The 24,856-nt window shown below is 74.5% G+C and carries 28 protein-coding genes; 18 read left to right on the forward strand and 10 right to left on the reverse strand.

Annotated elements, in window-relative coordinates:
• Positions 1 to 37: 37 nt before the first annotated feature.
• The 4 genes from ABD223_RS05520 to ABD223_RS05535 are packed head-to-tail and all read left to right on the forward strand — an operon-like array spanning position 38 to position 2,931.
• Positions 38 to 964, forward strand: a complete 927-nt coding sequence (locus ABD223_RS05520; protein ID WP_344034788.1) for a sigma-70 family RNA polymerase sigma factor — start codon at positions 38 to 40, stop codon at positions 962 to 964.
• 21 nt (positions 965 to 985) lie between these two features.
• The gene (locus tag ABD223_RS05525; RefSeq protein WP_344034789.1) at positions 986 to 1,726 is read left to right on the forward strand and encodes an alpha/beta fold hydrolase; all 741 of its coding nucleotides are present in this window, start codon (positions 986 to 988) and stop codon (positions 1,724 to 1,726) included.
• A gap of 33 nt (positions 1,727 to 1,759) precedes the next feature.
• Positions 1,760 to 2,065, forward strand: a complete 306-nt coding sequence (locus ABD223_RS05530) for an ArsR/SmtB family transcription factor (RefSeq protein WP_344034790.1) — start codon at positions 1,760 to 1,762, stop codon at positions 2,063 to 2,065.
• Positions 2,065 to 2,931 (forward strand): SRPBCC family protein, encoded by an 867-nt coding sequence (locus ABD223_RS05535; RefSeq protein ID WP_344034791.1) that lies wholly within the window; start codon positions 2,065 to 2,067, stop codon positions 2,929 to 2,931. The genes ABD223_RS05530 and ABD223_RS05535 overlap by 1 nt, the downstream gene beginning before the upstream one ends.
• Here ABD223_RS05535 and ABD223_RS05540 read toward each other — a convergent pair.
• Positions 2,919 to 3,752: an ADP-ribosylglycohydrolase family protein gene (locus tag ABD223_RS05540; protein ID WP_344035362.1), complete on the reverse strand. Its 834-nt coding sequence runs from the start codon at positions 3,750 to 3,752 to the stop codon at positions 2,919 to 2,921. The genes ABD223_RS05535 and ABD223_RS05540 overlap by 13 nt on opposite strands.
• 117 nt (positions 3,753 to 3,869) lie before the next feature.
• Here ABD223_RS05540 and ABD223_RS05545 point away from each other — a divergent pair, with 117 nt between their 5' ends.
• Positions 3,870 to 4,580, forward strand: coding sequence for a S1 family peptidase (locus ABD223_RS05545; protein WP_380645631.1), 711 nt, complete (start codon positions 3,870 to 3,872; stop codon positions 4,578 to 4,580).
• A gap of 119 nt (positions 4,581 to 4,699) precedes the next feature.
• Here the strand turns inward: ABD223_RS05545 and ABD223_RS05550 are convergent, their stop codons facing one another.
• Positions 4,700 to 5,101: a winged helix-turn-helix transcriptional regulator gene (locus ABD223_RS05550; protein ID WP_344034792.1), complete on the reverse strand. Its 402-nt coding sequence runs from the start codon at positions 5,099 to 5,101 to the stop codon at positions 4,700 to 4,702.
• Between the two features lie 48 nt (positions 5,102 to 5,149).
• Between ABD223_RS05550 and ABD223_RS05555 the strand changes: the two genes are divergently transcribed.
• From ABD223_RS05555 to ABD223_RS05580, 6 genes are all read left to right on the forward strand, one after another.
• Positions 5,150 to 5,950, forward strand: coding sequence for an SDR family NAD(P)-dependent oxidoreductase (locus ABD223_RS05555; protein WP_344034793.1), 801 nt, complete (start codon positions 5,150 to 5,152; stop codon positions 5,948 to 5,950).
• A gap of 66 nt (positions 5,951 to 6,016) precedes the next feature.
• Positions 6,017 to 6,208: a VOC family protein gene (locus ABD223_RS05560; RefSeq protein WP_344035364.1), complete on the forward strand. Its 192-nt coding sequence runs from the start codon at positions 6,017 to 6,019 to the stop codon at positions 6,206 to 6,208.
• A gap of 231 nt (positions 6,209 to 6,439) precedes the next feature.
• Positions 6,440 to 6,889: a DUF309 domain-containing protein gene (locus ABD223_RS05565; protein WP_344034794.1), complete on the forward strand. Its 450-nt coding sequence runs from the start codon at positions 6,440 to 6,442 to the stop codon at positions 6,887 to 6,889.
• Positions 6,886 to 7,041: a hypothetical protein gene (locus tag ABD223_RS05570; RefSeq protein ID WP_344034795.1), complete on the forward strand. Its 156-nt coding sequence runs from the start codon at positions 6,886 to 6,888 to the stop codon at positions 7,039 to 7,041. The genes ABD223_RS05565 and ABD223_RS05570 overlap by 4 nt, the downstream gene beginning before the upstream one ends.
• A gap of 211 nt (positions 7,042 to 7,252) precedes the next feature.
• On the forward strand, positions 7,253 to 7,408 hold the full coding sequence (locus ABD223_RS05575; protein ID WP_344034796.1) for an N-acetyltransferase: 156 nt from the start codon (positions 7,253 to 7,255) through the stop codon (positions 7,406 to 7,408).
• 33 nt (positions 7,409 to 7,441) lie between these two features.
• Positions 7,442 to 7,621: a hypothetical protein gene (locus tag ABD223_RS05580; protein ID WP_344034797.1), complete on the forward strand. Its 180-nt coding sequence runs from the start codon at positions 7,442 to 7,444 to the stop codon at positions 7,619 to 7,621.
• A gap of 48 nt (positions 7,622 to 7,669) precedes the next feature.
• Here the strand turns inward: ABD223_RS05580 and ABD223_RS05585 are convergent, their stop codons facing one another.
• Both ABD223_RS05585 and ABD223_RS05590 read right to left on the reverse strand, forming a co-directional pair.
• Positions 7,670 to 7,906, reverse strand: coding sequence for a hypothetical protein (locus tag ABD223_RS05585; RefSeq protein WP_344034798.1), 237 nt, complete (start codon positions 7,904 to 7,906; stop codon positions 7,670 to 7,672).
• A gap of 133 nt (positions 7,907 to 8,039) precedes the next feature.
• Complete coding sequence (locus ABD223_RS05590; RefSeq protein ID WP_344034799.1) at positions 8,040 to 9,359, reverse strand: helix-turn-helix domain-containing protein; 1,320 nt, start codon at positions 9,357 to 9,359, stop codon at positions 8,040 to 8,042.
• 171 nt (positions 9,360 to 9,530) lie between these two features.
• On the opposite strand from ABD223_RS05590, the gene ABD223_RS05595 reads away from it, so the two are divergent.
• Entirely contained in the window at positions 9,531 to 10,292 is a 762-nt protein-coding gene (locus ABD223_RS05595) for an EI24 domain-containing protein (RefSeq protein WP_344034800.1), read from the forward strand.
• On the opposite strand, the gene ABD223_RS05600 is transcribed toward ABD223_RS05595, so the two are convergent.
• Positions 10,285 to 12,249, reverse strand: a complete 1,965-nt coding sequence (locus ABD223_RS05600) for a beta-propeller domain-containing protein (RefSeq protein ID WP_344034801.1) — start codon at positions 12,247 to 12,249, stop codon at positions 10,285 to 10,287. The two genes, ABD223_RS05595 and ABD223_RS05600, sit on opposite strands and share 8 nt — an antisense overlap.
• 171 nt (positions 12,250 to 12,420) lie before the next feature.
• Here ABD223_RS05600 and ABD223_RS05605 point away from each other — a divergent pair, with 171 nt between their 5' ends.
• The 4 genes from ABD223_RS05605 to ABD223_RS05620 all read left to right on the forward strand — a co-directional run bounded on the left by ABD223_RS05605 (position 12,421) and on the right by ABD223_RS05620 (position 15,646).
• On the forward strand, positions 12,421 to 12,795 hold the full coding sequence (locus ABD223_RS05605) for an FKBP-type peptidyl-prolyl cis-trans isomerase (RefSeq protein ID WP_344034802.1): 375 nt from the start codon (positions 12,421 to 12,423) through the stop codon (positions 12,793 to 12,795).
• 176 nt (positions 12,796 to 12,971) lie between these two features.
• Complete coding sequence (locus tag ABD223_RS05610; protein ID WP_344034803.1) at positions 12,972 to 13,811, forward strand: hypothetical protein; 840 nt, start codon at positions 12,972 to 12,974, stop codon at positions 13,809 to 13,811.
• Positions 13,812 to 14,199: 388 nt separating this feature from the next.
• Positions 14,200 to 14,784, forward strand: coding sequence for a DNA-binding protein (locus ABD223_RS05615; RefSeq protein ID WP_344034804.1), 585 nt, complete (start codon positions 14,200 to 14,202; stop codon positions 14,782 to 14,784).
• 205 nt (positions 14,785 to 14,989) lie between these two features.
• Positions 14,990 to 15,646, forward strand: coding sequence for an RES family NAD+ phosphorylase (locus ABD223_RS05620; RefSeq protein WP_344034805.1), 657 nt, complete (start codon positions 14,990 to 14,992; stop codon positions 15,644 to 15,646).
• A gap of 61 nt (positions 15,647 to 15,707) precedes the next feature.
• On the opposite strand, the gene ABD223_RS05625 is transcribed toward ABD223_RS05620, so the two are convergent.
• The 5 genes from ABD223_RS05625 to ABD223_RS05645 form a co-directional block, all read right to left on the reverse strand.
• A complete protein-coding gene (locus tag ABD223_RS05625) occupies positions 15,708 to 16,262 on the reverse strand; it encodes a GNAT family N-acetyltransferase (RefSeq protein WP_344034806.1) in 555 nt (184 codons plus the stop codon).
• Between the two features lie 46 nt (positions 16,263 to 16,308).
• Positions 16,309 to 16,902, reverse strand: a complete 594-nt coding sequence (locus ABD223_RS05630; protein WP_344034807.1) for a hypothetical protein — start codon at positions 16,900 to 16,902, stop codon at positions 16,309 to 16,311.
• Between the two features lie 68 nt (positions 16,903 to 16,970).
• Positions 16,971 to 17,651 carry a Crp/Fnr family transcriptional regulator gene (locus tag ABD223_RS05635; protein ID WP_344034808.1) on the reverse strand — a complete coding sequence of 227 codons (681 nt, stop codon included), beginning with the start codon at positions 17,649 to 17,651 and terminating at the stop codon, positions 16,971 to 16,973.
• A gap of 70 nt (positions 17,652 to 17,721) precedes the next feature.
• Positions 17,722 to 19,629 (reverse strand): S9 family peptidase, encoded by a 1,908-nt coding sequence (locus ABD223_RS05640; protein WP_344034809.1) that lies wholly within the window; start codon positions 19,627 to 19,629, stop codon positions 17,722 to 17,724.
• A gap of 63 nt (positions 19,630 to 19,692) precedes the next feature.
• Positions 19,693 to 20,706 carry a TerC family protein gene (locus tag ABD223_RS05645; RefSeq protein ID WP_344034810.1) on the reverse strand — a complete coding sequence of 338 codons (1,014 nt, stop codon included), beginning with the start codon at positions 20,704 to 20,706 and terminating at the stop codon, positions 19,693 to 19,695.
• Positions 20,707 to 21,025: 319 nt separating this feature from the next.
• Here ABD223_RS05645 and ABD223_RS05650 point away from each other — a divergent pair, with 319 nt between their 5' ends.
• Positions 21,026 to 23,890 (forward strand): alpha/beta fold hydrolase, encoded by a 2,865-nt coding sequence (locus tag ABD223_RS05650; protein ID WP_344034811.1) that lies wholly within the window; start codon positions 21,026 to 21,028, stop codon positions 23,888 to 23,890.
• Positions 23,887 to 24,828, forward strand: a complete 942-nt coding sequence (locus tag ABD223_RS05655) for an ABC transporter permease (protein ID WP_344034812.1) — start codon at positions 23,887 to 23,889, stop codon at positions 24,826 to 24,828. The genes ABD223_RS05650 and ABD223_RS05655 overlap by 4 nt, the downstream gene beginning before the upstream one ends.
• The last annotated feature ends 28 nt before the right edge of the window (positions 24,829 to 24,856 follow it).

Consider the following 24,856-nt stretch of genomic DNA (forward strand, 5'->3'; position numbering starts at 1 on the left):
GGGTGAGGGCGCCGGCCGCGAGTCTACCTTCGGCCCGGTGGAACTCGAAGCGCACCGAGTCGAGCTGACGGGCTACTGCTACCGCATGCTGGGCGGGCCTTTCGAGGCCGAGGACGCCGTGCAGGAGACGTTCGTGCGGGCCTGGCGCGGCACGCACGACCCGGCTCGCGGCACGCTCCGGGCGTGGCTGCACGCGATCGCCACGAACGTGTGCCTGGACATGCTGCGCAGCGCGCAGCGGCGGGCCGTGGCGATGGACCTGACCTCGCCCGCGTCGCCGGGTTCGCCGCTGGGCGAGCCGCTGCCCGCGTCGGCGTGGGTGCAGCCGGCGCCGGACGAGCGGGTGCTGCCCGCCGACCAGGTCGCCGCGGGCCGCGAGACCGTGCGCCTGGCGTTCGTGGCCGCGCTCCAGCACCTGCCGCCGCGGCAGCGGGCCGTGCTGATCCTGCGCGAGGTGCTGTGCTGGAGCGCGGCGGAGGTGGCCCGGCTGCTCGACACCACGGTCGCGGCGGTGAACAGCGCGTCGCAGCGGGCCCGCGCCACCCTCGCCGACCGCAGGCCGGAGCCGCTGGGCCCGGTCGACGAGGACCTGCTGGGCCGGTACGCGGCGGCGTTCGAGCGGCACGACGTGCCGGCGCTGGTGTCGCTGCTGCACGAGGACGCCACGATGACCATGCCGCCGTTCGCGTGGTGGCTGCGCGGGCGGGACGACCTCGCGGCGGCGCTGTCCTCCGGCGGCAGCGGCTGCGAGACCGCGCGGCTGGTGCGGACGCGGGCGAACGGCGTGCCCGCGTTCGGCCAGTACCGGCCGGACGAGCGGGGCGTGCACCGGCCGTTCGCGCTGGTGCTGGTGGAGTTCTCGGGCGGGCTGGAGGTGGGGTCGACCACCTTCCTGGGCGACGGTCTGTTCGAGTTCTTCGGCCTGCCGATGAGTTTGCCCGCCGACTCCCGTAGTAGGGGGTGAGGACTTCACCCTGGAGGAACGATGTACGACGACGTGAACGGTGTGCGCACGTGGCACGAGGTGCGCGGCGGTGGCGAGCCGGTGGTGCTGCTGCACGGCGGGTTCAGCGACTCGCGGGAGTTCGAACCGAACCTCGCGCGGCTGGCGGACCGGTTCCGCGTGCACACCGTCGACCGGCGCGGCCACGGGCGCACGCCCGACGTGCCGGGGCCGGTGGACGCGGACGTGCTGGCGGGTGACCTGGCCGCGTTCCTGGAGCAGGTGGTCGGCGGGCCGGCGCACCTGGTCGGCTACAGCGCGGGCGGCGTGGTGGCGCTCGGCCTGGCGCAGCGGCGGCCGGACCTGGTGCGCAGGCTGGTCGTGCTGAACACCGCGTTCGCCAAGGACGGCTGGGTGTTCCTGCCGCAGCCGGGCGGCGAGCTGCCCGCCGAGCTGGCCGACCGGTACGCGGAGGTGTCGCCGGACGGGCGCGACCACCTGCCGGTGGTGGTGGAGAAGTACGCGCGGGCGGCGCACTCCGACGAGGTGGTGGACCTCGCCGCGATCACCGCGCCGACCCTCGTGCTGGGCAGCGACGACGACATCGTGCACCTGGAGCACACCGTGGCGATGTACCGGGGCGTCGCGGGCGCGCAGCTCGCGGTGCTGCCGGGCACGTCGCACCTGATGCCGTTCGAGCGGCCGGAGCTGTGCGCGTCGGTGATCGCGGAGTTCCTGACCACCACGCCCCGGCCCCTGATGCCGATCACCCGCGCGGGGTGACACCTTATATTCCGCAGCGGCTATATTCCTGACATGGCATCTACGTTCGCCGTGCTCGCCGACCCGCAGCGGCGTCGCATCCTCGACGCGCTGCGGGACGGCGAGCGCCCGGTCAACGACCTGGTCGACGGGCTCGCGGTGAGCCAGCCGACCGTGTCCAAGCACCTGAGGGCGCTGCGCGAGGCGGGCCTGGTCGAGGTGCGCCGGGACGCGCAGCGGCGGCTCTACCGGCTGCGGCCGGAACCACTGGCCGAGGTCGACGCCTGGCTCGCGCCCTACCGGCGGATGTGGGAACGGAGCCTGGACGCGTTGGAACGCCGACTGGACGGGATGGACTGATGGACGTCGAACCGCGACGAGCCCGCCTGGAGCGGGTCGGGGGCAAGCCCGTGCTGCGCTTCGAGCGGGTGCTGTCCCACCCGCCCGCCAAGGTGTGGCGGGCGATCAGCGAACCAGGCGAGCTGGAGCACTGGTTCCCTGCCGGGGTGGCGATCGACGGGCGGCGCCTGACGTTCTCCTTCCCCGACCAGGTCACCGGGGGCGAGGTGCTGGAGTGGGACCCGCCGAGGGTGTTCGCGTTCCGGTGGGAGGCCGACGTGCTGCGGTTCGAGCTGCGGCCGCACGAGCGCGGCTGCCTGCTGGTGTTCACGCACGTGGTGGCCGACGAGCGCGGCGCGGCCCGCACCGCCGCCGGGTGGGACACGTGCCTGGCCGCGCTCGGGGCGCGGCTCGACGGGCGACCGGCCGGGGCCCCGGGCGACGCGCTTGGGCCGATCGAGCGCTACGCGCGCGAGTTCGGCCTGGACGCGGGCCGGTTCGAGGACGGCGTGGTGCGGTTCGCCCGCGACCTGGTGTGGCGCCCGCTGGACGAGCTGTGGGCGCTGCTCACCGAGGGCGAGGACGGCGTCCCGGTGCGCGCCACCAACCCGCACGTGCCCGCCGGCCCGCTCGTCGAGCGCACGCCGCCGCGGGTGCTGGCGTACGACTCGCCCACCGGCCGGGTGCGGTGGGAGTTCCACTCCCACCCCGAGCACGGCAACCGGGTCGAACTGGCGCACGAGCCGACCGACCCGGCGTTCGCGCCGCTGGCGCTGGCCGCGTGGCACGCGCACCTGGAGCTGTTCTTCGCCGCCGCCCTCGGCGAGGTCCGCTGCCCGTGGCCGGAGGAGCGGGTGGCGGAACTGGTCGAGCGCTACCGCAACTGAGCGTCCACGGCGGCGAGGTGGTCGCGGCCGTACGCGCCGTTCTCCAGGCCGTCCACCAGCGCCCGCGGCAGGTCCGGGACGATCTCGGCCGACCGCGAGGCGGCGGCCAGGGCGATGGTCGCGACCGTGTCCACGTCGCCGGTGAAGGCCACGCACGCCCGCAGCACCCCGCTCAGCGTGCGGCCGGCGGCCAGCGCGGTCAGCGCCGCCCGCGCGCAGGCCACGCCCTTCGACCCGACCGGGCCGCGCCACGGCTCCGCCCACACCGGTGACCCGAGCCGGTCGGCGACCCACGCGCCGACCGACGCCACCGGGCCCAGGCCGTGGTGGCAGTGGTGCACGGCGAGCGCGGCGGCCCGCGCCGCCGCCACCCCGCCCGGGGTGTCGTGCGTGACCCGCGCCTGCACGTCGGTGTGGTGCAGCACGTCGGCCGGCGTCGGCAGGAGCCCCAGCGGCGAGGCCCGCATGGCCGCGCCGCTCTTGTCGCTGCCCGGTCGGATGCGCGCCAGGAACTCCTCCCCCGTGCGCACGGCGCCCAGGAACGCGTGGAAACCGCGCGCGTAGCCCTCGCGCGGATCGCGGTGGAACGCGGTCACGAACGCCTCGGCGACCGCCTCCCGCGTCCACGGCTCCCCCGAGACGAGCAGTTCGGCCAGCGCCAGGGTCATCTGCGCGTCATCGGTGTAGCGGCCCGGCTCCAAGCGCGGGTGCACGGGGTTGCGCACATACCCGGCGAGGGTGTTGTGCCTGGTCACGTAGTCGGGGTCGGCGTACTCGAAGCCCGCGCCGTACGCGTCCCCGATGGCCAGTTCGACGAGCATGGCGCTCACGTTATAACTGTTTCGATATACCCCTTTTCACTCGAACGAGTGGTACGAATTCCGTGACCCAAGACACCCTGTGCGCGAGAAATCGCGTGTCTTCGGAAACGAGGAACCTTGCGAATTACCAGGCTGATCCCCGCGCTCGCAGCCGCGTTGCTCTCCCTGCTGGCCCTGGCCCCCAGCGGCTCGGCCGCGCCGGCCCCGGGGGGCGAGGTCACGCCGTACATCATCGGCGGCGGCTACGCGAGCAACGCCCCGTGGGCGGCCCGGCTGTTCTCCAACGGCCGGCAGACGTGCAGCGCGACCATCATCGCGCCGACGTGGATCCTCACCGCCAAGCACTGCGTGACCGGTGGCGGGCTGTCGTTCCGCATCGGCAGCCTCGACCAGAGCAGCGGCGGCACGACGGCCAACGGCGTGCAGACCTACAACCACTCGTCGGACCTGTCGCTGGTGCGGCTGGACCGGTCCGTGTCCGCGACCTACGCCCGGCTCGGCGCGGCCGGCTCGGTCACCGTCGGCCAGTCCGTGCAGGTGTACGGCTGGGGCGCCACGTCCCAGTGCGGCTCGGAGGCCAACTGCCAGTCGCAGTACCTGAAGGTCGCCAACGTGACGGTGACCGGCGGGTGCACCGACGCCTACGGCGGCTCGGCCATCTGCGCCCGGCGCGGCAACGGCATCACGGCGGGCGGCGACTCCGGCGGCCCCATGATGGCCGGTGGCGCGCAGGTCGGCGTCGCCTCCACCAGCGACCGGCAGACCACCACCGCGTACACCAACGTCACGCGGTACCGGTCGTGGATCCAGTCGATCGCCGGGGTCTGACCCCGGTGGTCGGCGGGTCGCCGGGCACCCGAACCCGGTGACCCGCCGGGCCCGTCCGCGCGACCGGTGACCGCTCCGGTCGCGCGAACGGGCCACTCCAGTCCACTGAGGACTTCTCGTCAGTCTTCTGTAGACGGTGACCGGCCGCCCGGTTCGTTGTCGTAGCGGGCTCGGGCGGCCCGGATCTCGTCCTCGTGCTCCAGCGCCCACGTGCCGAGCGGCACCACCTGGCGCAGCAGGGAGCGGCCGAGGTCCGTCGCCTCGTACTCCACGCCGGCGGCCCGGCCCGGCCGCACCTCGCGGCGCACCAGGCCGTCCCGTTCGAGCTGCCGCAGCGCGCGGGTGAGGATGCGGCGGCTCAGGTCGTGCACCGCGCGGTCCAGCTCGTTGAAGCCGTACGGGCGCTCGGCCAGCAGCGCGAGCAGCAGCACGCTCCACTTGTCGCCCACCCTGGCCAGCAGCTCGCCCGCCGAGCAGGCCGCGCGGTCGGCGGCCGTGACCGGCGCCGGGACCAGTGACATGGATGTGCCTTCTTCCGCCTCGTCGGGACGCGTACCAGGCTCCAGGTTATGGCGAACGTGGTGATCACCGGTGGCACGAACGGCATCGGGAAGGCGCTGGCGGAACGGCTGGCCGCCGAGGGGGACCGGGTGGTCGTGGTCGGCCGGTCCGCGGTCGCCCCGGCGGGCGCGGAGCTGGTGCGCGGCGACCTGACGACGGTGGCGGGCACGACCGCGGTGGCCGACGAGGTGGCCGCGCGGTTCGACGTGCTCGACCACCTGGTGCTCGGCGCGGGCTGGTTCACCCCGCGGCGGCTGGTCACGCCCGACGGGCTGGAGCACGGCTTCGCCCTGTACGCGATGAGCCGGTACCTGGTGGTCGAGCGGCTGCTGCCGTTGCTGGACCAGGCGAAGACCCCGGTGGTGGCGCACCTGTGCGGCGTGGCCGGGCTGCGCGGCCACGGGATCCAGTGGGACGACTTGGCGCTGGAGCGGAAGTACAGCCCCTTCCGGGCCACGATGCAGGCCGCGCGGGCCGTCGACCTGCTCGGCGCGGGGTTCGCCGACCGGCACCCCGGCAGCGCGGTGCGGTGCGTGCTGCACAACCCGATGGTGGTCGACACCGGGCTCGGCAGGCAGGTCGGCGGCCCGCTGGGCAGGCTGACCGACCTGTCGGCGCGGTTGTTCGGCCGGACGCCGGAGCAGGCGGCGGACCAGGTGCGGCCCTTCCTGGCGAACCCGCCGGCCGCGCCGCTCACCGCGTCCCGGGCGGGCAAGCCGGTCGACCTCCGCAGGCCCGAGTTCGACCGGGAGTCCGCTGCCCGGCTCTACCGCGTGCTGGCCGGGATCACGGCGGGCGCCGGTGCGTGAGGTGCGCGGCGCCGGGTACGAGACGGGCTGGGCCGGCCCGCGGACGACGCGGCGGCGATCAAGGAGCTGCCGGCCAAGGGCTCGCTCGGCGCGCTGATCTTCCGGGTGGACGACTGCGACGCCGCGTTCGAGCGGGTGCGCGCGGCGGGCGCGGAGGTGATGCAGGAGCCGGTGGACCAGGCCTACGGGGTGCGGGACTGCGCGTTCCGCGACCCGTCGGGCAACCAGCTGCGGTTCTCCGGGCCGATCCGGGGCTGACGCGGGACGGGCCGGGCGGAGCGCGGGCGGGGCAAGGCCGGGCAAAGCCGGGCGGGGCAAGGCCGGGCAGGACGGGCGGGGTGGGCGCGGCGAAGCGCGGGGTAGGTGCGGGCGGGGCACGAGTGGACTGGTCCTGGAGTTGGTCCAGGCCGATCGGGGGGTCGGCCCGGGAACGACCGGCATCGGCCGCGTCGCCGCCCGCGCCCGCCGGGTTCGTGTCACGATCAAGGCATGTCGACCAGCCCCCGTGACCGCGACGAGCAGGGCCGGGCGCGCAACGCGCGACCGCGCGACGGGCTCGGCCGCCCGCTGCCCTACGACGAGCCGGGCGTGGAGCGCCAACCCGAGGGCGTGCCGCGCGAGCCGGGTGAGTCGCTGGCCGAAGCCCAGCGGCTGCTCGACACCGGGCGCCCGTTCCACGCCCACGAGGTGCTGGAGGACGCCTGGAAGACCGCGCCGGAACCCGAGCGCGAGCTCTGGCGCGGCCTGGCGCAGCTGGCCGTCGGCCTGACGCACGCCGCGCGCGGCAACGCGTCCGGCGCGGCGGCGCTGCTGGGCCGGGGCGCCCGCAACATCGAGCCGTACCGCGACGACCCGCCGCACGGGGTGGACGTGGCCGGGCTGGTGGCCTGGGCCGCGTCGGGCGACGGCGTGCCGCGGCTGACCGGAGGACGACCGTGATCATCAGGCCTTACCGGGAAGGCGACCGCGAGGCGGTCGGTGACGTCTGCGTGCGCACCGCCGACGCGGGCGGCGACTCGCGGCGCCTCTACCCCGACCCGGAGCTGATGCCGACCATCTTCGCCTGGCCGTGCACGGACCTGGAGCCGTAGCCGGCCTTCGTGGCCGACGACGGCGAGCGCGCGGTCGGGTACGTCATCGGCGCCGCGGACACGCCGGCCTTCGCGGAGCGGTTCGCGGAGGAGTGGCTGCCGGAGGTCGCCGACCGGTACCCGCCGGTGGCCGAGCCGGCCACGCCCACCGAGGAGGTGGTGTGGCTGCTGCACCACCCGGAGCGGATGGTCGTGCCGGAGCCGGCCCGGCGTGCACCTGGGGATGCTGACGGTCAACACGGCGGCGCGCGCGTTCTACGACCGGCTGGGCTTCCACGAGCTGCCCGTGCCCGATCCCGGTCCGCCGACCCACCTCGGGCTGGAGATTGGTCCGAATGCCCGCTTCGGCGAGGTCGCGGCCGGGTAATTCGGGGTCGACAACTCTCCCCGGGAGGCTCAAGTGCTTGCGATCATCGCCGCGGTCATCTTCGGGCTGGCTTTCCTGCTGGACCTCGCCGGAGCCTCGCTCGGCGTGATGGACAGCGGCGCGCTGCTCTTCGCCGGCCTGCTCTGCGTGGCCCTGCACCTGGCGGGTGTGGGCGCCGGCGCGCGTTCGCTCAGCTTCCGCCGACGTCGCTGACCCGTGACCGGAGGGCCCCGGACCGGTGTGGTCCGGGGCCCTCCCGCGTCAGTCACCGCCGGCCGGCGCGCCGATCAGCAGGCACGCCACGCAGGGCACGCCGTCCGGTTCGGGCAGCAGTTCCGCCGCGCTCACGTCGATCCGCTCGCCGCACAGCGCCACCAGCGCCGACCGGGTGCCGTCCGGCAGCGGCACGAGGTGGCAGCTGCCCACCCGGTCGTCGATCGGGCCGCCGCGCCTGCGCACGAGGAGCAGGGGCTCCTCGGCCCGTTGAGAGCCGTTCACGCCACCACCAACTCCCTCCACGCCGTCGTGGGACCAGCGTCGGTCACGTCGCCATCCTGGGGTGGCGCGGCGACCCCGCCCCAGCGCCGATGCCGAATCGGAGCCGCCACATGCGGCAGACGCATACGCGTGTTCAGCGGACGCCCCTGGCCAGCTCGGCGACCTCCGGCGCGCCCTCCCACTGGCCCAACCGGCCCAGTTCCCGCAGCACCAGCGCGGACCGGGTGGTGCGGGCCGCGTCCAGCGCGGCGTACCCCAGCGACGCGGCCACCTCGACGTCGCCCGCCATGGCGTGGGCGTGGGCGCGCTTGGCCGAGTGCATCCCCTGCTCCGACACGCACATCCGCCGCCACAGCCGCTGCTGGACCTCCTCGTACACCTCGATGGCCCGGCCGGCCTCGCCCAGCTCCAGCCAGCACGCCGCGCGTTCCACCTCGACGTGGTCCGCGGTGAAGCAGTAGCCGATGCGGTACTCGTCGCCGGTGTGCGCCTCGCCCCGCGCGTACTCGGCGGCGGCCCGGTCGAGGCGGTCCATGCACGACTGGTCGCCCGTCAGCGCCAGGCCGCGGGCCTCCTGGCCCAGCGCGATCGCCCGCACCACGGGGCTCAGCCCCCGCGCGCGGGACGCGGCGCGGGCCAGGCCCAGCACGCGGTCGACGTCGCCCTCGCCCTCGGCCAGCCGGGACATGCGCACGTAGGCGTGGGCGACCGCGTCCCGGTCGTCGGCCGCCTGCCCCAGTTCCAGCGCGCGCCACGTCCACCGGCTCGCGCCGCGCGGGTCGCCGCTCTCCGCGTGCAGCCAGCCGAGGAACTCGGCGTACGCGGCGGCGATGCCCAGCAGCTCGCGGCGCTGCTCGCCGCGGGCCGAGCGGCGCAGCGCGTCGACGAAGTCGTACATCGCGCGCACGGTCGGCATCAGCGGCCCGGAGCCGCGCCGGTTGTGCGCCTCGTTGAGGACGCGGCGCAGGACCATCAGCCTGCTCAGCGCGTCCGGGGTCAGCGGGCCGCCCGCCACGGCCGCGCCGGTCAGCGCCATCAGCGCGTCGACCTCGACGCCGACCAGCCCGTCGAGCGCGTCGGCGAACCCCGGCGGCGCCTGCCCTGGGCGCCGCGGGCCCGGCGGCGGTCCCTCGTCCGCGAGGCCCAGCAGGTGGGCCGGGATGCCCAGCAGGCGCTGGAGCGGGCGCAGCACGCGCACGTCGAAGGCGATGTTGCTGCCGGACTCCAGCCGGGAGACGGCCGACTGGGAGAACCCGGCGAGCGCGCCCAGCTCGTCCTGGCGCAGCCCGTGCGCGCGCCGGGCCGCCGCCACCACGGCTCCCGGCGCCTGGTTGCGGACCGCCTCCTGGACCTCGCGGCCCTCCCACAGCGACGGCGGCAGCGGCGGCAGCGGTCCCGCGGGGTGTGCCGGGGCGGGGCGGCCGGCGGTCGGGCCGTTGTGGTCCAGTGGCATGGTCAACCCCTCCCACGGCAGATCCCGAATCCTGGCACCGCTCCCGGGTCCGGCAAACCGCCGTTGCGGGGTTTGCCGAACCCGGCGCGCCGCCGGTGGTGGGGCACCGCACACCGGGGGCCGTGCCCGGAACGCCCCGCCGGCTCGGCGCGCGCGGATATGCTCCCGGCCGTGATCAGGGTGCTGCGGGACTTCTCGACCGGTGTCGGTCTGTTCGGCCAGGGGTTCGGGCTGGTGATCCGGTCGCCGAAGCTGCTGCTCATCGGCGCGATCCCGGCGCTGATCACCACGGTGCTGCTGACCGGCGGCCTGGTGGCGCTCGCGGTGTGGGTCGACGAGATCGCCGCCTGGCTCACGCCGTTCGCCGACGACTGGAGCGAGGCGCTGCGCGCGGTCACCAGGTTCGTCGCCGGGTTCGGCGTCATCGGCGCGTTCGTGGCCGTGGGGCTGCTGCTGTTCACCGCCATCACGCTGATCATCGGCGGCCCCTTCTACGAGCACATCGCGGAGACGATCGAGGACGAGCACCTCGGCGGCGTGCCCGAGGCCGAGGAGGTGACGTGGCTGCGGTCGGCCGCCGTGGGCGCGAAGGACGCGGTGCTGCTGATCGGCCTGGCCTTGCTGTGCGCGGTCCCGCTGTTCCTCGCCGGGTTCATCCCGGTGCTGGGGCAGACGGTCGTGCCGGTGCTCGCGGTGTGCGTGAACGCCACGCTGCTCGGCATCGAGCTGACCGCGATCCCGTTCACCCGCCGCGGCCTGAGCCTGAAGGTGCGCAGGCAGGTGCTGCGCAAGCGGCGCGCGGTCACGCTCGGCTTCGCCGTGCCCGCCTACCTGCTGTGCCTGGTCCCGCTGGCCGCCCTGGTGGTGCTGCCCGCGTCGATGGCGGGCGGCACCGTGCTGGCGCACCGCCTGCTGCACGACCAGCTCAGGTGAACGGCACCCACGCCCGCTGAGCCAGGTCCGCGAGCCCGGAGACCTGCGCGCCCGCCGCGGACACCGCCCACAGCTCCTCGCCGATCACCAGCGCCCGCAACGGACCCGGGTGGTGCGCCGCACCCCGGCCGCGGACCGTGCCGAGCTCGGTGAACCCGGTGTCGCCCAGTCGCAGCACCAGCAGGCCGGTGGCGCCCCCGTCCACCACGGGCACGACCACCAGGTCCCGCCACAGCAGGAACGCGTGCGGGTCGAACTCGACCTCCGAGTGCGCGCCCGGCAGGTGGTGGCCCGCGACCTTGGTCGGCGCGGCCGGGTCCGACACGTCGAACAGCGAGACCTGCGTGCCGGTGGTCCGCCCCTGACGGGTGGCCTCCTGGCCGACGCCGATCAGCCGCCCGTCGCCCGCCGGGTGCAGGTAGGCCGAGTAGCCGGTGATCTTCAGCTCGCCGACGCGGCGCGGGTTCGCCGGGTCGGACAGGTCCAGCGCGTAGAGCGGGTCGACCTGCCGGAAGGTGACCACGTAGCCGACCGGTCCGGCGAACCGGACGCTGTAGATCCGCTCGCCGACGCCGAGGCCGTCCAGCGCTCCGACTTGCTCGAACGCCTTGCCCTCCCGCTTGAGCACGGTCACCGAGCTCTGCGTGCGGACCCCGCGCCTCGCGGAGTTGCGGTCCTCGGTGACGTCCGCCGGCTCGGAGGTCGTCGTGGCCACCCGCAGGTGACCGTCGTGCTCGGACAGCGCGTACTGGTTGAGCAGCGCACCGGGCACCTCGCCGGACGCCACGTGCCGCGGCGGGCCGGGGCGGGAGGTGTCGAACTGGTGGATCGCGGTGGTCGGCGCGGTGGGCGCGGTGCGCGACCGGGGCCGCAGCCGGTGGTCGTCGGCCACGTACAGGGACGTGCCGGTGCCGTAGACGGTGTCGCCGTCGGCCGTGATCGCGACCGCGTCGCCGGAGCCCAGCTCACCCGGGAAGTCGAAGGTCAGCACGGACAGCACGGACGTGGCCGGGTCCCCCACCGGGTGGCTGAGCCGGTCGCAGGCCACCAGCGGGCCCTGCGCGCGCGACCCGTCGACGTCGACCAGCTCGTAGCGCGGCAGCCACGCCTCGATCGGCGCGCTCGCCGCGACCTCCCGGTTCTCGACCAGCGACCGCGCCGCGCCGCGGCCGTCCGTCGGGTGGACCCAGGGCAGGCGCGGCCCGGAGTGCACCACCACGCGCACGACGTCGCCGGTCTGGCGGGCGTCGACGAACCGGCCGGTGAAGGTCAGCGAGCCGAGCGCGCGGGGCTCGCCCGCGAGGTCGACCAACGTGATCGAGGACCCCTGCTCCGCGGGCGAGTCCGCGACACCCCGCTCGGGCGTCGACACCGGCGCCGCCGACGTGGACGTGGACACCACCAGCGCCCGGTCGCCGTGCAGCAGCAGCCGGGAGGCGTGGCCCCCGGGCAGGTCCAGCGTTCCGGTGACCCGGCGGTCCGCGGCGTCGACCACGCGCAGCCTGCCGTCCGCCACCGTGACGACCCGCTCGCCGTCGGTCTTGACCAGGTCCGGCTCGTCCACTCCCGACTCGTGCGCGTTGGTGCTCGAATGCCCGGCGCCGCCCGGTCGTCCGGGCACGGCGGCTTGGTCGGGCACGGCGGCGGCTTCGCGCTGCGCGGCGACCGGCGGCGTGGCGCCCGCCCGGGAATCGAGGGCCACCTCGCCGTCGGCCCGGGTGGAGGAACCGTGGCCGCCCAAGCCGTACGCGCCGACGTGGGGCGCGATCGCGCGGCGCAGCTCGGCCAGCGCGGTGTCGCACGTGTCGAACGCCACCAGGTCGACCGGCACCGCCTCGATCAGCGGCGCGGGCCGCGCTCCCACCGCGACGGGCGCGGCCGAGGCCGTGCTCATCGCCACCACCAGTGCGGCGCCGCCGAGCAGGGCGGCCCGTCCGCGCAAGGACCTTCGCGTCATGACCCCAGGACGTGACGGGGCGGTGGAACGGTTGCGCGGTCGGCGCGGCGGTCGGCGCGGCGGTCGTCGCGGTGGCCGGCGGGCCGGTCTGCCCGCCTCGCGGCAACGTGATTGAGTAGTCGCCGACCGCCCCCGACCGGTGGCGGCTCGCAGAGCACAGGGAGAGCGACAATGGCCCCGAGCAAGCCCGTGGTGGAGCCGTACGAGGGCCCGGCGCCCGCCGACCTGGTGGTCGAGGACATCGAGGTCGGCGACGGGCCCGAGGCGACGGCCGGCCAGCTCGTGCACGTCCACTACGTCGGCGTGGCGCACTCGACCGGTGAGCAGTTCGACGCCTCCTGGGACCGCGGCGAGGCGTTCACGTTCCCGCTGGGCGGTGGCCGCGTCATCCAGGGCTGGGACCGCGGCGTGGAGGGCATGAAGGTCGGCGGCCGGCGCAAGCTCGTCATCCCGGCTCACCTGGGTTACGGCGACCGCGGCGCGGGCGGCGTGATCAAGCCGGGCGAGACGCTGATCTTCGTGGTGGACCTGCTCGGCGTGAACTAGGCGGCACCCGGCCCCGCGCCCGGCCCGGTCCTGTGCCGGGCCCCGCCCGCGCCCGGCGCCTCCGCCGGACCCGGGCGGGGCCGGTCGGCGCCTCCGCCGACTCGACCCCCGGGCCGGGCCCCGGCCGTTAGGATCAGGGCTCCGCGTCCGGGGGGAGCCGAGAGGGTGTTCGTCGCATGAGCCAGCCAGGTCAGCCGGCCACACCGCTGTCCGAAGAGGAGCAGAACCGGCTCATCAAGCACATCGGCCGCGCCATGCTCCCCGCGCTGCCGCAGGGCTGGCAGCGGGTGCGGGCGGAGTACCGGGCGGCCGGGCGGCACATCGAGGTGGACCTGGCGTTCGCGGGACCGGACGGCCAGTGGCGACCGGTGCGACCGCCGATGGACGTGGTGCAGCTGTTCGGCCGGCTGCGCGCCGGGATGCACCAGTCGGACCGGGGCACGTGGCTGAGCGCGGTGTACGAGATCGAGGCGCCGGCGGCGTTCTCGGTGGACTTCAACGCCGACGAGGAGCCGCGCTGGCGCAACGCGCCGCCGGTGATCGGCTTCCAGGACGAGCTGCGCACGTTCCCCCGGCAGGACGACCGGATCCCGGACTGGCTGCGGCAGCGGGTCGGCCTGCCGCCGCTGCCGAAGCCCGCGCCCGAGGGCGGGCTGCGCACCGCGCACGTCTACGACGGGCGCGACGAGGCGGGCCGCCCGGTGGTCAACCGGCAGGTGATCGACCAGCAGCTGGGCGAGGCGCTGCTGGCGTACCTGGAGGGCGCGCCCGTGGTGCTGGCGGCGCGGAACTTCGACGAGGACGAGTTCGTGCCGGGGGAGCAGGACGTGCCGCTGAACTTCCGCACCGACGGCGCCTGGATCTGGGCCGGCGCGGTGCCGCACTACCTGCGCAAGCACGGGCTGCCGCCGGAGCCGGACCTGGTCGAGCACATCGTCTCGCGCGGGTTCCGGCTGGGCGAGGTGGACGAGGCCACCAGGGACCGCGCGGTCGCCCTGATCACGGGCGGCTCCTGACCGGCGCCGGCGCGACCCGGCGGGGAGCGGCGGCCCCGGACAGCGGCCCCGGGCAGCGGCCCCGGGCGACGGCTGAGCAGCGGCGGCCGAGCGGGTGGAGCCCCGGCGGCGGATGGGCGGGCGGAGCCCCGGCGGCGGCCGAAGAAGTGGCCCTGACAGTGGCCGAGCGGGCCGCGCCGGCGGCGGCCGAGCGGGCTCCCCCGACTCCTCCCCACCCCACCGGCAGTTGTCCGCCCTGCCCACGTTCAGCGGTCGGGTGAGGGCCAGATCACCGTGCCCGAGCACCTTTGCTTACGTAGTGTCGTGTGTTGTGCGCACAGAGTTCCGATCTTCGGACATTCGAGTTATCTCCCCGCACAAAAGCGCACGCTCGGGATACCCTGTGCGCATGAGTACTGCTCTGGCATCGGTCTTGGCGAAGGCAGGCCTCCAGGTCACCCCCGACGAGTTCCTGACACTCGTCGCCGATGCCGCCAAGCGGCTGGCCCCACCGCACCCCGACCCGACGAGCTACTTCCCCCCCGACCAGCGCGACGCGCTGCGGGACGTGGGGCTCGACCTCGGCTCCCACCGCGTCGCCGACGACCAGGCGCGAGCGCGGACCGTGGTGGCGCACGCCGTGCTGCGCGACTCGGCGCTGACCGTCGCCGAGGCCGCCGGGCAGCTGGGCGTGGACACCAGCCGCGTGCGCCACCGGCTCGGCGTGGGCAGACTGGTCGGGTGGAAGGACCGCGGCAGCTGGCGGCTGCCCGCGTGGCAGTTCGCGGGCGCGGGCGTGCTGCCCGGCCTGGAGGTCGTGCTGGCCGCGGTGCCGGCCGACCAGCCCGCGCTGGTGGTGGCCGGGTTCATGACGACCGAGCAGGAGGACCTGCTGGTGGACGGCTCGCCCACCACGCCGCGGGAGTGGCTGCTGGCGGGCGGTGACCCGCGCCGGGTGGCGGCGATGGCCGCGCAACTGGGCACGCCCGCCTGACCGGCGCCACCCAACCGCACGCCGACCGACCCGACCCGACCGCACGCCGACCAACCGCGCACCAGCCAACCCGCATCCTCCCCCCCACCCGCACACCCGCCGGCCAACCCCGCCCGACACCCGCACCCGCCCACCCGGCCCGCCCGACCCGGCCCACGCGCCGACCCGCCCGCCGACCCCACGCCCCCGAGAACACTGGACGCAGATGTCACGGCTCCCCCAGCCGCCCTCCCCGGCTGTGCTCCAGGCGAGCCTGCGCCGCACCGAGGACGTGGTGGCTGTGCACCGCGCCACCCGCCTGGTGCGCGTCTTCGCCGCCAAGGGCCTGCACCCGCAGCGCTGGAACAGCTTCCGCTACACCGGCCCGCTGCCCCACGCCCGCTTCGACACCCAGCCCCCGTCGCCGGACGGCTCGCTCGCGCACGCGCACGACCAGGGCGTGATGTACTTCGGCCTGTCGGTGCGCACCTCCGTCGCCGAGGTGTTCCAGGCGACCTCCGTGGTGGACCGGAACACGCGCAGCCCGTTCATGGTGGTCCTGCGCCCCCGCCGCACCCTGCGGCTGCTCGACCTGGCCGGCCTGTGGCCGACGCGGGTCGGCGCGTCGCAGGAGATCAGCTCCGGGCCCAAGCACCTGACGCAGCAGTGGGCCAGGGCGATCCGGGCGGCCCACCCCGAGCTGGACGGCCTGTGGTACCGGTCGTCGATGGACTCCGGCGCGCCCGCGGTGTGCCTGTGGGACCCGCCGGGCGGCACCGGGCTGCCCGACTCGCCGGACGTGCTGCTGCCGCTGGAGCACCCCGGGCTGGACCTGCCCCTGGCGCGGGTGTGCGAAGAGCTGAACTACACGCTGCTCGGCTGACCCCCAGGACCAGCCCCCAGGACCAGCCCCCAGGACCGAACCCCGTCCCCGAGCACCCGCCCTAAGCCCGACTGGCCTGCCGGTTCCGGCGCGGCGCGGGCAGGAACCGGCCGTAGCGGACCTCGGGCAGCCGCTGCTCGCCGCGGTGCACCGAACCGTCGTGCCGCCAGCCGTGCGCCTCGCAGAACGCCCGGCTGCGGGCGTGGTCCTGGAACACCCACAGGACCGCGTACCGGAACCCCTGGTCGAGCAGGTGCCGCAGGCCCGCCTCGTGCACCAGGTGGCCCGCGCCCGTGCCGTGGTAGCGGGGGTCGGCGTAGATCGCCACCAGCTGCCCGGTGTGCAGGTCGGGGTGCGCGTCGGTGGTCGCGCGGACCTCGTCGACCGCGCAGTAGGCGCCGATCCGCCCGGTGCCGGGCTCGATCGCGACGAACACCCGGCTGGGTTCGGGCAACCGCAGCACCCGCGCCCACGCCGGCAGCCTGCTCTCCGGCACCATCCGGTCCAGCACCGGGTCGGCGACGATGCCCCGGTAGGAGTGCCGCCAGGCCTCGACGTTGATCCGGGCGATCTCCGGCGCGTCGTCCGGCCGGGCGGCCCGCACGGTCCACTGCATCCGCCAGAGCCTGCCGCAAGCACCGCGCCGTTCGCCAGGTTTCGGGTCAACCGCGTCTCGGCGGGCCGGGGCAGAGGTAGCCCGCGTACGACACCCCCTTCACCCGGAACCGGGTGGCGCGGAACCGGGACGGGTCGAGGTCGTGGAAGCGGGTGCGGACCACGTCGTCGAACAGCCGTTCCGAGACGACCAGCACCAGGTCGGAGCGGGTGGTCGCCAGTTCCTGGCGGGCGACCTTGGCGTCCAGCAGCCGGCAGGTGACGATGGGCGCGTCGCCGACCAGGCCGAACTTCCCCGCGGTCAGCGTGCCGCAGTGCATGGCCACCCGCATCCGCAGCGGGGTGCCCGCGCGGCGCAGGTCGGCGAGGTTGGCGGCCAGCCGCTCCGTGAAGTGGGCGATCACCCACGCGATGTCGGCGTCCCCGGGCAGCACGGCCAGCTCGCCGTCGCCGCGCACCTGCCGGTACCAGTGGGAGCGGTCCAGTCCCGCGTCGTGGGCGGCCAGGTCCAGCACCTCGCCCAGCCTCGACTGCACCAGGGACTGGTCCAGGGCGTCGAGCTTGCTGTACCCCTCCACGTCCACGGCGACCACGAGTCGGTAGACCAGGCCGTCGAGCGGGGGCATCGTGTCCAGCTTCACCCTTCGAGCATCGCCCCGGCGGGCCGGTGGAAACAGGGCGATGGCCGGGTTTCCTGTCGCCTGTCGGATCAGGAAGCCATCCCGCGCAGCACGGCCCGGTCCACCACGGTGATCGCCCGGTAGCCCATGCTGATCACGCCCCGGTCCCGCAGGGCGCGCAGCTCGCGGCGCGCGGTGTCCTCCTCGACGCCGACCAGCGACCCCAGCTCGCCCTGCGTCAGGCCGAGCCGGAGGCTGACGCCGCCGGGTCCGGGCCTGCCGTAGGCCTCGACGAGGTGGTCCAGCACGCGGGCCAGCCGCACCGAGGCCGGGTAGCCGTTGAAGTCGACCCGGCGCTGCTGGTTCCAGCGCAGCGTGTTCATGATCATCCGGGTGAGGGCGAGGTTGGCGTCGGGGAACTCCCCGAGGTAGCGCTGGAACTGCGCCGCCGGGACGACCCGCGCCCGCGTGTCCAGGCACGCGGTCACCGTCGCCGAGCGCGGCTCGCCGCTCAGGAACGCCATCTCGCCGACCACGTCGCCGCCGACCTTGATGTTGAGCAGCGCGACGCGGCCGTTGTCCAGGGCCTGCGTCACCTTCACCAGCGCCTGGAGCAGCAGGACGACGTGGTCCGACCCGTCGCCCTCGCGCATCATCACCTCGCCGCGCCGGAAGGTCTTCGGCGCGCCGAGGCCGAGCAGCTCGGCGCGACCGGCCGGCGCGAGCGTGTCCAGGTAGGTGCCTGCGGGCCACTTCGACGGGACGGCCATGTCCGACTCCCTCCGCGGGAGGCCCAGTGTGCCGCCCGCGGGAGGTGTCGACCCGGTTTTTCGGGCTGTTTCAGCCCAAGTGGCGCCCCCACCAGGCGAGCACGTGCTCGAAGCGCTGCACCCGGTGGCGCGGCTTGCCCGACCTGGTCAGCTCGTGCCCCTCGCCGGGGAAGATCAGCATCTCGGCCTCGACGCCGTTGCGGCGCAGCGCGACGAACAGCCGCTGGGCCTGCTCCAGCGGGCAGCGCCAGTCGTGCTCGGAGTGCGCCACCATGAACGGCACGGTGATCTTCTCGGCATAGGTCAGGGGGCTCATGGCGCGGTGCGCCTCGGGGTCCGGACCGCAGTACGCCTCGGTGAAGTACCAGCCGATGTCCGAGGAGCCGGAGAACGAGTCCCACGCGTTGACGGCGCGCTCGCTCCACGCCGCGCGGAACCGCTCGCCGTGGTGCGCGGACAGCCAGGTGGTCATGAAGCCGCCGTAGGAGCCGCCCATGACGCCGACGCGGTCGGCGTCGAGTTCCGGCCGCTCCAGGGCCAGGTCGAGCACCGCGAGGACGTCGGCCACGTCGACCGTGCCGAAGGCGCCGACGACCGCCTGGCCGTGCGCCTGCCCGTACCCGGCGGAGCCGCGCGGGTTGGGCAGCACGACCGCGTACCCGGCCGCGGCGTACACCTGGGCCTCGTCGAAGAAGCCCCAGCCGTGGTACATGAACGGGCCGCCGTGCACGGCCAGCAGCACCGGGTGCGGCCCCTCGCCCTCGGGCAGCACCAGCCAGCCGTGCACCGGGTAGCCGTCGGGGGCGCCGCCGGTCAGCTCGACCGCCGGGCGCAGCGGCACGGCGGAGCCGAAGTCGGTCAGCGGGCCGCCGCCGACCAGCACGACCTCGCCGGGGTTGTCCGGGGTGCTCACCACCGCGACGACGGTGTCGCCGTCGGCGTCGAAGGACTTGACCTCGCCGCGCTCGCCGGCCAGCGGCTCCAGCTGGTCCAGCGTCGCGCCGACGGCGTCCGCGGGCACCCGGCGCAGCTCGACCGCGCCCCGGTTGCGCACCGCCACGAGCACGCCGGCGGCGGTGACCACGGCCGGGCCCGAGCCCTTCTCGCAGTCGACGGTCTCGGTGTCGGTCATGCGCACCGGCTCGCCGCCGTCGAACCGCCACAGTCCCTGGTTGCGCGCGACGGCGTGCACGCCGTCGGCCTCGGCGCCGTAGAACAGCACGCCGCCGCCGGGCAGGGCGACCGGGCAGTGCGCCTGGCCGGCGGACCGGACCAGCAGCTCCGGCTCGCCGCCCGCCGCGGGCACCGAGTACAGGTCGGTGTTGAGGGTCTCGACCGCGCCGAGGTCGCGCTCGGCCACGAAGACCAGCCGCTCGCCGTCCGCGGTCCAGGTCGGCTCGGCCACGCCGAACGAGCCGTCGGTCAGCTCCACCGGCGCGGCGTCGACGTCGAGCGCGTCGACGGTGAACAGCCGCGGGCGGCGGTCGCCGGTGAAGCCGAGGTCGTCGAACCGGTAGTCGAGCCGGGTGATGTGGCGCGGCGCCTCGGCGTCCGGCTTCGGCGCCGCGTCCTCGCCCTCCAGCGGCTCGCCGTAGCGGCCGGCCTCGGGCACCCGCGAGGTGAACGCGATCCGCCGGGAGTCCGGCGCCCACGACGGCGCGCCCGCGCCCAGCCGCAGGTCGGTGAGCTTGCGCGCCTCGCCGCCGTCCGCGGGCATGACGTGCAGCTGGGGCGTCGCCCCGCGCTCCTCGACGCGCAGGAACGCGACCCAGCGCCCGTCCGGGGAGATCCGGGGGGCCAGGTCGCGTTCCGCCCACGTCCAACGCCGGGGCCCGCCGCCGTCCAGCGGCACGCGGTGCAGCCCGCCCCGGTAGGCGTTCGCGGCGACGTCCGGTGTGGCGACGTTCACCAGGACCAGGTCGCCGCGGACCGTCACGGAGCCGGGCAGGTTCAGCTGCTGCAAGTCATCGGGGCGCACGTCCCGGCACGTTACCCGAAGGATCTTTAGCAAGGCTTACAAGTTTTTGACGCTCACAGAACGTCACTTCCCGGGATCGGAGCTCGCCCCGACGTGCTTGGCCGCCTCGGGGTGCCGCTTGACCTTGACCAGGCTCGCGACCGTGGTGATGAGCAGCACGCCGATGATGACCGAGAGCGACACCTCGATGCCGACGGTCGGCACGTGCAGCGGCTCGCCGTTGTTGAGGAACGGCAGCGAGTTGGTGTGCAGCGCCTCCAGGATCAGCTTCACGCCGATGAAGCCCAGGATGACCGACAGCCCGATGGACAGGTAGATGAGCTTGTTCAGCAGGCCGCCGAGCAGGAAGTACAGCTGCCGAAGGCCCATCAGGGCGAACGCGTTGGCGGTGAAGACCAGGAACGGCTCCTTGGTCAGGCCGAAGATCGCCGGGATCGAGTCGAGGGCGAACAGCAGGTCGGTGGTGCCGATGGCGACGATGACGATGAACATCGGCGTGACGAACCGCTTGCCGTCGATCTTGATGAACGACTTGCCGCCCTGGTAGCCGTCGGTCACCGGGTAGATCTTGCGGACGACCCGGGTGGCGATGTTCTCCTTGTACTCCTCGCCGTCGTCGTCGTGGTTGGTGAACGCCAGCTTGTACCCGGTGTAGATCAGGAACGCGCCGAACAGGTAGAACACCCAGCTGAACTGCGCGATCACGGCCGCGCCGACGGCGATGAAGATGCCGCGCATGACCAGCGCCATGAGGATGCCGATCAGCAGCACCTTGTGCTGGTGGATCGCCGGCACCTTGAAGGTGCTCATGATGATCAGGAAGATGAACAGGTTGTCCACGCTGAGCGAGTACTCGGTGATGTACCCGGCGAAGTACTCGCCCGCCGGGGTGCCGCCCGCGAAGTACCAGACGCCCAGGCCGAACAGGACCGCGACACCGATGTAGAAGGACACCCACCGACCGGCCTCGCCGATCGTGACCTCGTGCGGTTTGCGGTCGACGATGAACAGGTCGATCGCCAGCAGGACCAGCAGACCGGCGATCGTGGCGAGCCACAGCCACACGGGAACAGACATCGAAACAACCCTCCGGTGCATAGCGCGCACGCCAATGACCGGAGGTCTCCTCCGCCGGCTGAAAGCGAACGCCGACCGGTGGCACCGGGAACCCCGCGCCGGGCTCCGTGCTGACGACACCACCGTGTAGGGAGTACTCCCCTCCACCTGCGGATAGTCTCACCCATGACCGCTGCTTCGCGCTACCCGGGGTGATCAGCGGCACCGGATTGCGTCGTGTCACGAGCCAGATCGGTCCGTTTTGCCGCCCGGCGTTCGCTGAGAGCCCGGCGCGGTGCTCACAGCCCGTTCTCAGCCAATCACACCTAAGGTCAACTGCGTGGCCCCCCTCAACCGCCTCCGCGGCAGGTGGTCGCTCCCCGCGCTGGTCATCGTGGTAGCCCTGGTCGGCGCCACCGTGGTCTGGACGCGCCAGGGAGACGAACCGCCCCCGGTGAGCACCCGCGACGCGGTGATCGACGTGCCGGAAAGCCCCGGCAGCGACCGCACCGTGCAGATCGACACCACCCTGTACCTCCCCGAGCGCACGCCGGCGCCCGCCGTGCTGCTCCCCCACGGCTTCGGCGGCAGCAAGGCGAGCGTCACCGCGCAGGCCACCGAGCTGGCCCAGCGGGGGTTCGTCGTGCTCGCCTGGTCGGCGCGCGGCTTCGGCCGCAGCACCGGGCAGATCGCGCTGAACTCGCTGGACCACGAGGTCGCCGACGCGCGGGAGCTGCTCGACTGGCTGGCCAGCCGGGAGGAGGTCGAGCGCGACGGCGGCGGCGACCCCCGGGTCGGCGTGACCGGCGGCTCGTACGGCGGCGCGCTCGCGCTGTCACTCGCGGGCGTGGACCCGCGCGTGGACACCATCGCGCCCGTCATCACCTACAACGACCTGGCCCAGGCGCTGCTGCCGAACTCGGGGCGCGCCGACGGCGTGGACGCCTCGACCCCGGCGTCCGGCGCGTTCGCCGCCAACGGCGTGTTCAAGCGGTCGTGGGCCGGCATCTTCTTCTCCGCTGGCCTGTCCGGCGCCGACGCCACCAACCCCGGCCAGGAGGCGAGCGAGCCCGGCCAGGAGGACGACGACGACCAGGGCCTGGGCGGCGCGGCGGCCGCCGCGCCACAGCCGCCCGCCACCGCGCCGGACGACGTCCGGCCGACCGGCCCGGTCACCGGCGCGTGCGGCCGCTTCCAGGCCGACGTGTGCGCCGCCTACACCGAGGTCGCGACCACCGGCCGGGCCGGCCCGCAGACCCTGGAGGTGCTGCGCCGGGCGTCGCCGTCCGCCGTCACCGACAAGATCACCCAGCCGACGCTGATCGTGCAGGGCGAGCAGGACACCCTGTTCGGCCTCGACCAGGCCGACGCCAACGCCCGCCAGATCGCCGCCAACGGCGCGAAGGTCAAGGTCGTCTGGTACGCGGGCGGCCACGACGGCGGCTCGCCGGGCCCGGAGCTGCGCGGGCAGATCGCCGACTGGCTGGCGTTCCACCTCAGCGGCGAGGGCGAGGACCCCGGCACCGACTTCGAGTACACCGTGGTCGGCGCGTTCCGCAGCAGCGGCTCGCCGTCGCTGCGCAACGTCGTCGCGCCCGCCTACCCCGGCGTGGCCGGCTCCGAGCCGGTGCGGCGGGTGGACGTGCCGCTGACCGGGCGCGAGCAGCTCGTGGTGAACCCGGCGGGCGGCAACCCGGCCGCCGTGTCCAGCCTGCCCGGCCTCGGGTCGGTGCTGTCGCGGTCCAGCTCGCTGTCCTCGCGGCTCTCGCTCGACCTGCCCGGCCAGACCGCGGTGTTCCAGAGCGAGCCGCAGACCGGGCAGACGCTGCTCACCGGCTCGTCGACGGTGCGGCTGCGCGTCGCCGCGGTGCCCGGCCAGCCGGTGCCGCCGGAGGGCGCGGTGCTGTTCGCGAAGCTCTACGACGCCGACGCCAACGGGGTCCGGGTGCTGCCCGGCTCCGCGGTCGCGCCGGTGCGGGTGTCGAACCTGCCCGCCGACGGCACGCCGGTCGAGGTGACCGTGACGCTGCCCGGCGCGGTGCGGCCGGTGGAGAGCGACCACCGGTTCCAGCTCGTGGTGTCCACCACCGACCAGGCCTACGCCAACGCCTCCCAGCCGGCCGCGTACCGGGTGTCGCTGGCCTCGCCCGCGCTGTCGGTGCCGGTGGTGCCGGGCGTGAACGCGACCAGCGACGTGCCGACCGGCGCGCTGTGGGGCATCGGGATCGTGCTGATCGCGAGCGGGATCGCGGCCGTGGTGGCGTGGTTCCGGCGGCGGCTGGCCGCGGACGTCGACCCGGAGCTGGCGGACGTGCCGCTGGTGATCGAGGACCTGACCAAGTCCTACCCGGGCGGGCTGGTCGCGGTGCGCGACCTGTCGTTCCGCGTGGAGCACGGCCAGGTGCTGGGCCTGCTCGGCCCGAACGGCGCGGGCAAGACGACCACGCTGCGCATGTTGATGGGCCTGATCCGGCCCAGCGGGGGCGGCATCCGGGTGTTCGGGCACAAGGTGCACCCCGGCGCGCCGGTGCTGTCCCGGATCGGGTCGTTCGTCGAGGGCTCCGGCTTCCTGCCGCACCTGTCCGGCGCGGCCAACCTGGAGCTGTACTGGGCGGCCACCGGCCGGCCGGCGGAGCAGGCGCACGTCGAGGAGGCGCTGGAGATCGCGGGCCTCGGCAACGCCGTGCACCGGCGCGTGCGGACCTACAGCCAGGGCATGAGGCAGCGGCTGGCGATCGCGCAGGCCATGCTCGGCCTGCCGGACCTGCTGGTGCTCGACGAGCCGACCAACGGGCTCGACCCGCCCCAGATCCACCAGATGCGCGAGGTGCTGCGCCGCTACGCGGCGGCGGGGCGCACGGTGCTGGTGTCCTCCCACCTGCTCGCCGAGGTCGAGCAGACGTGCACGCACGTCGTGGTGATGCACAAGGGGACGCTGGTCGCGGCCGGTCCGGTCGAGGAGATCGCGACGGGCAGCGGCGAGGCGAGCTTCCGGGTCGACCGGCCCGAGGAGGCGGCCTCCGTGCTGCGCGGCCTGTTCGGCGTGCACGAGGTGCACGTGGACGGCGAGCAGGTCCACGCGAGCCTCAACGGCACGCCGCGGGCCTCGGCGCTGGAAGCCCTCGTGGCGGCGGGCGTGGCAGTGGACCAGGCCGGCCCGCGCCGCCGGCTGGAAGACGCGTTCCTGGAGTTGGTGGGCGAATGAGTACCAATGGAGTGCGTGCCAACGGGGTGCACACCGACCCGGACGCCATCGCGGACCTGACCGCCGCGGCGGCGACCGAGCGGGCGGAGGTCGCGCCGGACGGCTCCAGGGCCGGCTACCGGGCCGGCCGGACGCTGCGCATCCGGGTCGAGCTGGCGCGGCAGCTGCGGCGCAGGCGGACGCAGATGGTGCTGGGCTTCCTGGTGCTGCTGCCGTTCATCCTGGTGGTGGCGTTCGAGATCGGGCAGTCGCAGCCGAACCGGCGGTCGGGCGGCTTCGTCGACCTGGCCACGGCCAGCGGCGTGAACTTCGTGATCCTGACGCTGTTCGTGTCGGGCAGCTTCCTGCTGCCGATGATCGTGGCGCTGTTCTTCGGCGACACGATCGCGTCCGAGGCGTCGTGGTCGTCGTTGAAGTACCTGCTGGCGGCCCCCGTGCCCCGGCACCGGCTGCTGCGGCAGAAGGCGCTGGCGTCCGGGCTGCTGTCGGTGCTCGCGATGGTGCTGCTGCCCGCGGTGGCGCTGGGCGTCGGCGTGCTCTGGTACGGGGCCGGCGAGACGGTGTCGCCCACGGGCGAGGCCGCGTCGTTCGGGACCGGGGTCTACGGCCTGGCGCTGGCGGTCGTGTACATCTCGATCCACCTGTTCTGGCTGGCCGGGCTGGCGCTGTACCTGTCGGTGTCCACGGACGCGCCGCTGGGCGCGGTCGGCGGGGCGGTGCTGGTGTCGATCCTGTCGCAGATCCTCGACCAGATCACGGCGCTGGAGGACCTGCGGGACTACCTGCCGACGCATTACGCGCTGGCGTGGGTGGACCTGCTGTCGACGGACGTGGACTGGTCGCAGCTGGCGCGGGGCACGTTCTCGGCGCTGGCGTTCGGCGCGTTCTTCACGCTGCTGGCGGCGCGGAAGTTCGCGCGCAAGGACATCACCAGCTGAGGTCCGGACCTTCACGGGGGCGTCGGGT

This window comes from Saccharothrix xinjiangensis, assembly GCF_039527585.1.
Taxonomy (GTDB): Bacteria; Actinomycetota; Actinomycetes; order Mycobacteriales; family Pseudonocardiaceae; genus Actinosynnema; species Actinosynnema xinjiangensis.